Genomic DNA, 9520 nt, shown 5'->3' with positions numbered 1-9520 from the left:
ACCACCGTCCGGCCGCTGCATTGGGTTACAGAAGCCCCGTTCAGTTTAAAACCGAACGGGGCTTCTGATAAATATTCTTTTTACTGTCTACTTTCTCTTGACAAGTGCAGACAAATTTTGTCCACCCTGTTTTTTGTTATATCACGTACATTTCTTCGGGTACCGGAATGATACAATTCTCTTTTTGCTGCTGCGAGAGCGCATCCAAAAGCTCTTTTACATATCCGTGCGCCCAGAAAAAGTTGACCGGCGGCTCTTCATAGGTACCAAAATGCTGGCACACAATCGTTTTCGGGGAAAGCCATTCGATCAGCTGCAGTGAATGTTCCACATGCGTATTATGCTCCGTCGGTGACACAAACAGCACATCAACCGGCGCCATTTCCACATGTTCCTCAATCAGCAGTGTATCCCCCGGCTGATAGAACCGTTTTCCGTTCATCAAAAACACATAACCGCAGTCCCGCAAATCCACACCGCTGTAGACAGTCCCCTGCTTATGTCCATGCACCGCACGAACCGTTTCATATTCGATCGTTCCGATTTTTCCGTGCTGTCCCGGCTGTACAAACACGGCACGTTCACACATTCCTTCAATCTGTTCTGCCTTCGCTTGACAGCTTTTTGGAATCACAAACCGGCATCTGCTGTTGCTTAGAAGCCACTGCGCTGTTTGCGTACTGAAATGATCCTCGTGCGCATGTGTATAGCAGACGAAATCTGCTGATAAGCAGTGTGACAGCGTTTCGTCTGAAACCTGCCAGATTCGCTCCGCGTTGAATAAATCCGGATCGGTCAAAATGGTTGTTTCCCCATCCGACAGCAAAAATCCGTCGTTTCCAAGCCACTGTACTGTATTCTGTTTCATCAAAAATCCCCTTTCTTTTCTTCATCATAGCAAATCTTTTTCGAATGCGCAATCTCCCGCTTTGCAAAGAAGCCGCGGAATAATTTCCGCGGCTTCTTTGATCCTCTCTCTTCTCTATCTTTAATAAACGCTTATTCAATTTCTTTGCGCCAAGCATCTGCCTGCACTTTGGTCGGAACAACCACATCCCGCATCAGATAGCTTTTGCCGATGTTTTTCCATTTCACCGCACCGATATCGTGATACGGCATAACCTCTGCACCAATGAGGTTCGGATGTGTCTGCTTGATTTCGCGAATTGCCGCAAAATGTGCATCGCAATCATTCACACCCGGGATGATCGGACAGCGCAGAAGCACCGGTTTTTGCTTCTCACGCAAAAGCGAAAGACTTTCATACACCGGTTCATTCGGCGCACCGGTATAATGCTGATGCTGTTTTGTATCATAGTGCTTGAAATCGACCAAGAACAGATCGACCAGTTCACACAATGCAGTGAGCCGTTCTTTCGACAGCACGCCGTTTGTTTCCACACAGGTGTGAATGCCCTCCTGTTTGCACAGCGTTAGCAGTTCACACAGAAAATCAAACTGCATTGTCGCTTCTCCGCCGGAAACCGTGATACCGCCGCCGGAACGTCCGTAATACGGCAAATCCTTGCGCACAACCTCCATCACTTCTTCGGGCGTCTTTTTTTCGCCGATCGTCTGAATGGCATTTGCCGGACATGCTTTCACACACGCGCCGCACGAGGTACATTTCTCAAACGAAAAACGATGCTCGCCTGTTTCGCTGTCGATTTCATGCACGTGTGCCGGACATACCGCCGCACATGCACCGCATGAAGTACATTTGACAGTGTCCACCTCAAGCTGCGGCTCACATGAAAACGACTCCGGATTGTGACACCATGCGCACGAAAGATTGCATCCTTTCAAAAAGACAGTCGTGCGAATGCCAGGTCCGTCATGCAATGAAAAGCGCTGAATATTAAATACAGTTCCCTGCATGCTCAGCACTCCTCAACTGTTGTACGCAACAGCAATTCATGCTGGACAATCGGACTTAATTCCACAAACCGTGCGCTGAAACCACCGATGCGGACAATCAGGTTTTGATATTTCTCCGGGTGGATCATCGCCTGCTCGAGATCATCCTTGCCGATGGAAGACAAGTTTGTCTGTACGCCGTTGTTCTCATAAAAGATTTCAAGCAGCATTTTGATTTTATCAAACTGGTTTTTGAGCAAATCTTTGTTGAAACGGATATTGTGGACAACGCCAACATGTTTGGAAGCATCAAACTTCCGCATTGAATTGAGCGTTGCCGTCAATCCGTTCTTGTCCCCGCCGATTGACGGACTGTTGCCGTTCGACAGCGGTTCACCCGCTTTTCTGCCGCACGGTGTCGCCGAAGTGACTTTTCCGCGTTCTGCCGAACCGGAATTGTTCACGCTTACAATGTGATACCGATAAAGATTCGTCTGTTTGCCGCCTTCTGTGTGCAGATCGGAGATATTATTGAGCACACGAACCGCAATTTCATCCGCTTCATCATCGTCATTGCCGTATTTCGGCGCATTGAGGAGTGCTTGGCGTTCTTTCTCATACCCGACGAAATTCGCATCAAGCATCCGGACAAGCTCTGTTAAGGTAAACAGTTTTTGATCATATACACAGTGTTTGATTGCTGTAAGACTGTCTGCACAGGTAATCAAACCGAAAATTTCGCTTGTTGCACATAAGTACCGGCATCCGCCTGAGAAAATACCTTTTCCTTTTTCCATGCAGTCATGGGTAAGCAGGCTCAAGTACAGATATTCCGACTCTTCACCGGCAACCTGATAGTTTAACTGCTCATGATATGCCATTTCTTCACACGGAACACGCATCATCTCGGAATATGCCGAAAACAGATCTTCAAACGTCTCGTATTCCGACACGTCTTTCATATTTTCTGCCTGCAGCGTATTGGTAAACGAATCATAGCCGCGATGCAGCACCACATCAAGTGCTTGTGCCAGTGTGACTCCGGTGTTCGGCGTTGCCGCACCGCATCCCTCCATGATATACTCGCCGCATCCGAGCGGAACCCAGTGTTTTGCTGCCTCTTCCTCACTGATGCCATACGATTTCATGACACTCGGAACGACCGTTTCATCACTGTATACGATCGGATATACTGCACCTGCTGCAATATTTTCGAGCGTTTTATCCATGAGTTCTTCGTTCATGCCGATATAATAGCGCAGTGTCAGCTGCGGCACAACATCAATTACACGTTTGGATGTTTCGATAAACAGCAGCGCCAGTTTATCGGCTTCTTCCGGATTGGTGCGTCCTTTGCCGCCGATGATGATGCGGCTGTCATGCACCTTGCTCACACGGATAATTGCTTTGTAGAACGATGAAAGCCAGCGAATTGCCTCTTCCTCATCAATCCGGTTTTCTCTCACGTCGTTTGCATAAAACGAACCGAGTGTTTCGTCCAGACGGCCGAAGTTCATTAAGTCAGAGCACACAGCATAAATCCAAATGAGCTGCAATGCTTCTTTGAAAGTCCGCGGTGCATTGTCTTTGATCCATGCAAAGTTGTTGCGGATTTGCGTGAGTTCATGCAAACGGCGCTCGCAAAGTGTCGGATCGCAGAGCATCTGTTCCGCACTGTCGCGGTACATTGTACATGCATCCGCAATCACATCAAGCGACATCTCAAGTGCATCATAAAACGTACTGTCGCCGTTTTCTGCACTCAACGATGCAATCCGTCTGCGCAGTCCCGGCAAGCCCTCTGTGACAAGCAGTTTTAAATCAACGTTCATGCCTGCCACACGGCACACAGCATAATAATAGCGGCCCACAGCAATCTGCTTGTGATATTTCTCATAAAACCGTGCGCGGACTTTTGCTTCGGTGTTTTCTTTTTTCCAAAATGCGCGCATCTGTTCGATTTGTTCGATGTACGATTCATCCACCGTATCACGGATGCTGTCAAGCGCCTCCACCACACGGTCATCCCAATAGTAATAGGTATAACTGCCGCCGTACTGCGGGGAAAAACCGACAAATCCGTGTTTCATATATCCGACGATCAAGTCCTCATCGCCGATCGGTTCCAGCACATACGGAACCTGAAGCGCCAAGCATTTTGCTTCTCTGAGCGCTTTGTCCGGCTCGCTCTGATAGGTGCGTGTAAACGCCAGTGCGTAGTCGAGATCCTGTTTTGCGTTATAAAACATATTGATTCCTCCGATAATCACGTGTACCTCCTGCACACGTTCCTCTTGCCTTTATGATACGAAAAAATTTTTTTAAAATCTACTGTACTATTGACGTGTTTTTATGGTATATTGATATTGTATTGAAATGATTTTTCGTATAAAAGAGGGGGAACCAAATGATCCGGCTGACAACGCAAAAACGCCCGGATGCGGTGCGGATGCTCGTATTAAAGCAAAACAGCATTGAAGAAACCTTTCCGCTTCATTGCCATGATTTCCATGAATTTTTCCTTGTAACAAAGGGTCGTGCACTCCATCTGGTGAACGGCTCATATCAGATTGTGTCACGCGGCTCACTCGTGTTTGTCCGTCCCGACGACGAACATTGTTATGATTACTATAAATCGCAGGACTTTTCGTTTTATAACTCCGGACTGCCGCAGGCCGATTATGAACGGCTGTGTGCGTTTTACGGCGAACGGGAAGTGTATGCACTTGATGCGTTACCGCTTTCAAAGCATGTGATCTTAACCGATGCGCAGACGCATCGGCTGGAAGAGCCGATGGAACAGCTTTTAACCATGAAAGACAGCGAACAACGAACAGCGCTCTATCGCCGCATCAGCGCGGAGGCCATGTATTATTTTTTGACCGCCGACAACCACGATAGTGACATGCGTCCGCCCGATTGGCTGCTGCATGTATTAGATGAAATGGCCAAGCCTGAAAACTTTGTGCAGGGTCTTCCGCGGCTCATCCAAATTGCAAATTATTCGCAGGAATACATCAATCGGGAGTTTCGGCGTCATCTGGGTACCACGCCTACGCGATACATCAACGAACTTCGGCTTCATCATGCGCATGAACTGCTCACAACGACCGATCTTTCGATTGTCGATATCTGTGAGCTGTGTGGTTTTCATAACCTGAGTCATTTTTACACCTGTTTTTACAACTATTTTGACACCTCTCCGGCAAAACTGCGGCGTACGACCGGAAACCGTAACAAGGAGGAATTCCATGCAGATTGATTTTACCAAAGGATCTGTCGCAGGCGCGATGCTGCGCTTTTCCCTGCCGCTGATTGCAGGAAATCTCCTGCAGCAGTGCTACAACATCACGGACACACTGATTGTCAGCAAGCTCGGCGCTGATGCTTTAGCGGCAGTAGGTACTTCTTATGCGGTGATGGTATTTCTCACTTCTGTCATTCTTGGTTTGTGCATGGGCAGCGGTATTCTATTCTCAATGCTGTTCGGCGCAAAAAAGCTGGACGAATTGAAGACATCCGTGTTTTTGTCATTCGTGCTGATCAGTATTCTGACTGCTTTCATCACCCTGCTCTCAATTTTGTGTTTGCCGCAGATGCTGTCCTTTCTCGATATTCCGCAAAAAATCAGACCCATGACGCAGGCATATCTGTTTTTTATCTTTTTGGGTCTTCCGGCAACCTTTTTCTACAATTTTTTTGCATCCCTGCTGCGTGCCATCGGAAATTCACTGATGCCGCTTATTTTCTTAGGGGTTTGTGCCGTGTTAAACATTTTCCTCGACTGGCTGTTTGTATTTCCAATGCAGATGGGTGTTTCCGGTGCAGCGATTGCCACAATCATCGCGCAATTTGTATCTGCAATCGGAATGACTGTGTACTGCATCAAAAAAGCGCCGCATCTGATTCCGCACCGCCGCCACTGCCGCTTTGACCGCGCACTGTTTGCGAGAATCATCAATTTCTCACTTCTCACCTGCGTGCAGCAATCGGTCATGAATTTCGGCATTTTGCTCGTGCAGGGCGTTGTCAATCGGTTCGGCGTTTCAGTCATGGCGGCGTTTGCAGCTGCGGTAAAAATCGATTCCTTCGCCTATATGCCGGTGCAGGACTTCGGCAATGCGTTTTCCACGTTTATCGCACAAAACAAAGGCGCCGGTGAAGGCTCACGCATCAAACAGGGTATTCGCACAGGATTTTTGATTTCCTTTTTGTTTTGTATCGTGATTTCGACCGCGGTCATCCTTTTTGCCGCTCCGCTCATGACAATTTTCATCGATCCCAGTGAAACACAGATCATCCAAACCGGCATAACGTATCTCTATGTGGAAGGCTCGTTTTATTTTGCAATCGGGTTTCTGTTTTTATTTTACGGTTTGTATCGCGGACTTGGAAAACCGGGCATCTCGGTTGTGCTCACAGTCGTTTCACTTGGTCTGCGCGTTTTGCTCGCATATGTTTTATCCCCGATTCCGCAAATCGGCGTGCTTGGCATTTGGTGGGCCATCCCGATCGGCTGGGTGATTGCAGATCTCATTGGCGTGCTCTTTTTAAAGCGATACCTAAAGTCGTTCTCTCAGTAAAATATTTTTTCATACAAAAAAGAGCCTGAATGCAATTGCATTCAGGCTCTTTTTAATATCGCTGATAAAGTATAAATTGTTTTTAATAATGTTCCCCAATTTACTGTTTGCAGGCAAAACAGAACACATACCCACGCCACACTTCGGAACGGAAGGGTTGTATCTCCGTAAACAGAGCGTTGCACCTTTTAATTATTCCTCTGAACCCAATGCACACCCCCAAGACCAATAATTAAAAAGTACACAGGCAAAAATGCAAAAGGCTCTACGGCGACCATTCCGCAGTTACCGCAGAGCCTGCTTTCGTTAAAAAGTATATGAAAGCCCTTGCAAATAGGGGCTTTTACAAAAAGAAACTGGACACCCGCTTCGATACTCATTGTATCAAAACTGGTGCCCAGTTATGTAAACAGGGACTAAAAAAGATGCCACGCATTTTTTTGTCTTGGGACTTGAACCCACACAGTTTTTACACTGAAAATATTTTACCATATAATCAAGCCAAACACAACTCATAATATAAGTCATTTGCATTTCCTTTCTGATTTACAGATCTGCTGTTATCTCAGTACCGTCTTTGAAGAGGATAAGGATTTGTTCTGCGGAGACTACCTTGATGCTGCTAATAAGCTGGCGAACGATTTGCTCGTTATATTCTACCGGATGGTTTTTCAGTCCGTACATAACAGTGGTCATTTCGTCTATCTGGTTCACCGCTGTATCCAGCTTCGCGTTTGTCTTTTCCGCATCTTCAAGTTCATCTTTTATGGCGTACATTTCTGTGTACAGGCTTTCGAACAGTTCGTCAAAATCTCCGTTCTGAGCGGATTCGCTGTCCATGCTGGTTAACTCATCAATTCTTTGTCTCAGAGATACCAGCCGTTCCTGTTTTTCTTCAAGATCTGAATTATCTTTTCTGTTCAGGTACATTTCAATGTGTTCCCTGATACGCTGAATATTCGCACCCTCTGTTTGCGCTTTACGGGTGATAGCCGCAGCGATCGCATTCTGCAGAACCCCTTCTTCTATTGAAGGTGAGTTTTTGCAGTATTTCGTGCCGTAATCCAATCGGCTAATGCAGCGCCAAACGATTTTTTTCTTGCCGTTCTTTGCCCATGTTGTTCTGCGGTACGGTGTTCCGCAGTTTCCGCAGAAGAGCAGCTCGGTCAGAGCATATTTACTTGAATATTTGCCAAGCTCGGTTTTTGTACCGACATCTTTGACCTTGCGTTTACTGTTACGCCGTGATACTTCCTCCTGAACCCGGTCGAAGACCGCCCGTTCTATAATCGCAGGGTGATTATTCTCTACATAGTACATCGGAAGTTCACCGGTATTCTTTTTGGATTTTTTGCTGATACAGTCCACAATATAGGTCTTTTGCAGCAGTGCGTCGCCTTTATATTTTTCATTGGTCAGTATCGAGAGGACACCTTTTGTTGTCCAGTTGGTTTTTCCTTTAGGGGTGAGGATTCCGTCTCTCATCAGACCTTTCGCAATATCTATAAGACTTGTCCCTGCAAGATACTCCGCATAGATTCGTTTGATGATTTCTGCTTCTTCCGGCACGATTTCAGGCTTGCCGTCCGCACCTTTCCGATATCCGAGGAATGAACTGTAGCAGAACGGTACATTTCCGTTTTTGATGCTTTGCCGTTTTCCTATTTTAACATTCATACTGATGGATTCGCTCTCAGCCTGTGACAGGCCGCTGAAGAGCGTTATCAGAAGTTCGCTGGATACCTGCAGTGTGTTGATGCCTTCCTTTTCGAACAGAATGGGAATTCCGCGTTCTTTCAGTTCGCGCACATACTGCAGACAGTCGAGATTGTTTCTTGAGAACCGGGAAACCGATTTGGTAATGACCATATCAATTTTTCCCTTGCGGCAGTCTTCAATCATGCGCATGAAGTCGGGGCGTTTTTTGGCGATTGTTCCGGTGATTCCTTCATCTGCATAGATCCCTGCCATCTGCCAGTTGGGTTTCATCATGATCATATCGGTGTACATTTCTTTTTGTGTTTCAAAGCTGTGTTCCTGTTCTTCCTTGTCTGTAGATACACGGCAGTATGCTGCAACACGCTTTGGTCGAAAGTCCGCATTGCTTTTTCCGCTGTATTCCGGCTTGGCAGGAATCACTCTGACTGCTTTAGGCATTGTCACTGCTTGCGTTGACATCTTTGTTTTTCTCCTTTCCAATGATATTTCCGTTTTTCAGAAGCAGGCTGACTGAACCGTTTTTCGTGAGAAGGACGGCAGTCACCGTTTTGCTGAAAAACTCTGCATCGAATACAGAAAGCGGACTTGATTTCTCAAAATCCGCTTTCAGCCGATCCGTAATGTGTTTTTGACTTTTTTCTTTCTCATACCGTTTGGAAGCACACTGCAGAATTAAGTTCTGAATGGTTTCCTTATCAAAGTCGATCTGTCCGAGCGCCCGTTCTATTTCATTTTCCATTCGTTTGATTTCGATCGGCGTCTCATTTTTTGATGAGATGTATTCCTTTCCGGCAAGATCGGGATTTTGAATGACAGAGTTGAGAAGCTCTGTTATCTCGTCTTCCAGTACAGCAACAGTCTTTCTGATGACCGTCTTGCAGTCTTTATTTTTGCAGTACCAGCTTTCTGTATTTTTTCGGGAATTGTCGGTTCTGTGAATCAGCCTGTCGCCGCATTCGGCACATCGGACGGTATCTATGTCCAGCGTTTTGTGCTCCTCTTTTTCCGATTTAATCGTTGACAGCAGATTTTTCACAGAATGTCTAATATCATGCTCACATAAAAATCGAAGCTCGTCGAACAAATGATTCTTTACGAAATGGATTGCTAATGGTTCAAAGAGCACATCATCCTGATACCAGCCGCCATGAGCACAAGAAATCAATTCCTGATAACGCTTTTCCGAGATCCACTTCTGTGCGATCATCTTACTTCCTTGCATCCATGCATCCAGTCTGGTTTGAGTCACTTCAGGACCATCATAGGCTGTTCCATAACAGGGCAGCCCATTGGCTTTCAGCCACTTGGTTACTTCCTTGCTGAATTTTGTGTAGCTCAATGTGCCACCCCCTTGATAAATG

The 9520-nt window shown here is 46.4% G+C and carries 7 protein-coding genes; 2 read left to right on the top strand and 5 right to left on the bottom strand.

The window, feature by feature from the left end; all coding sequences use genetic code 11:
• Nucleotides 1–136 precede the first annotated feature (136 nt).
• The 3 genes from H6A12_RS11175 to H6A12_RS11165 all read right to left on the bottom strand — a co-directional run bounded on the left by H6A12_RS11175 (nt 137) and on the right by H6A12_RS11165 (nt 4106).
• Entirely contained in the window at nt 137–868 is a 732-nt protein-coding gene (locus H6A12_RS11175) for an MBL fold metallo-hydrolase (protein WP_204447886.1), read from the bottom strand.
• Nucleotides 869–999: 131 nt separating this feature from the next.
• Nucleotides 1000–1878 (bottom strand): glycyl-radical enzyme activating protein, encoded by an 879-nt coding sequence (locus H6A12_RS11170; protein ID WP_204447884.1) that lies wholly within the window; start codon nt 1876–1878, stop codon nt 1000–1002.
• A 2-nt stretch (nt 1879–1880) separates the two neighbouring features.
• Nucleotides 1881–4106 carry a pyruvate formate lyase family protein gene (locus H6A12_RS11165; RefSeq protein WP_204447882.1) on the bottom strand — a complete coding sequence of 742 codons (2226 nt, stop codon included), beginning with the start codon at nt 4104–4106 and terminating at the stop codon, nt 1881–1883.
• A gap of 158 nt (nt 4107–4264) precedes the next feature.
• Here H6A12_RS11165 and H6A12_RS11160 point away from each other — a divergent pair, with 158 nt between their 5' ends.
• On the top strand, nt 4265–5119 hold the full coding sequence (locus tag H6A12_RS11160) for an AraC family transcriptional regulator (RefSeq protein ID WP_204447879.1): 855 nt from the start codon (nt 4265–4267) through the stop codon (nt 5117–5119).
• The gene (locus H6A12_RS11155) at nt 5109–6440 is read left to right on the top strand and encodes an MATE family efflux transporter (RefSeq protein ID WP_204447877.1); all 1332 of its coding nucleotides are present in this window, start codon (nt 5109–5111) and stop codon (nt 6438–6440) included. The genes H6A12_RS11160 and H6A12_RS11155 overlap by 11 nt, the downstream gene beginning before the upstream one ends.
• A gap of 546 nt (nt 6441–6986) precedes the next feature.
• On the opposite strand, the gene H6A12_RS11150 is transcribed toward H6A12_RS11155, so the two are convergent.
• Nucleotides 6987–8618 carry a recombinase family protein gene (locus H6A12_RS11150; protein WP_204447875.1) on the bottom strand — a complete coding sequence of 544 codons (1632 nt, stop codon included), beginning with the start codon at nt 8616–8618 and terminating at the stop codon, nt 6987–6989.
• Complete coding sequence (locus H6A12_RS13480; protein ID WP_243415499.1) at nt 8590–9498, bottom strand: hypothetical protein; 909 nt, start codon at nt 9496–9498, stop codon at nt 8590–8592. The genes H6A12_RS11150 and H6A12_RS13480 overlap by 29 nt, the downstream gene beginning before the upstream one ends.
• Nucleotides 9499–9520 lie beyond the last annotated feature (22 nt).

The organism is Merdimmobilis hominis, assembly GCF_016901855.1.
Lineage (GTDB): Bacteria > Bacillota > Clostridia > Oscillospirales > Ruminococcaceae > Paludihabitans.
This window is presented reverse-complemented; position numbering and strand designations above follow the sequence as displayed.

Bases quoted from the DNA above. Each gene is read 5' to 3' on its own strand.
- H6A12_RS11165 (WP_204447882.1), bottom strand. From the start codon at position 4,106: ATGTTTTATAACGCAAAACAGGATCTCGACTACGCACTGGCGTTTACA.
- H6A12_RS11160 (WP_204447879.1), top strand. From the start codon at position 4,265: ATGATCCGGCTGACAACGCAAAAACGCCCGGATGCGGTGCGGATGCTC.
- H6A12_RS11150 (WP_204447875.1), bottom strand. From the start codon at position 8,618: ATGTCAACGCAAGCAGTGACAATGCCTAAAGCAGTCAGAGTGATTCCT.
- H6A12_RS11155 (WP_204447877.1), top strand. From the start codon at position 5,109: ATGCAGATTGATTTTACCAAAGGATCTGTCGCAGGCGCGATGCTGCGC.
- H6A12_RS11175 (WP_204447886.1), bottom strand. From the start codon at position 868: ATGAAACAGAATACAGTACAGTGGCTTGGAAACGACGGATTTTTGCTG.
- H6A12_RS11170 (WP_204447884.1), bottom strand. From the start codon at position 1,878: ATGCAGGGAACTGTATTTAATATTCAGCGCTTTTCATTGCATGACGGA.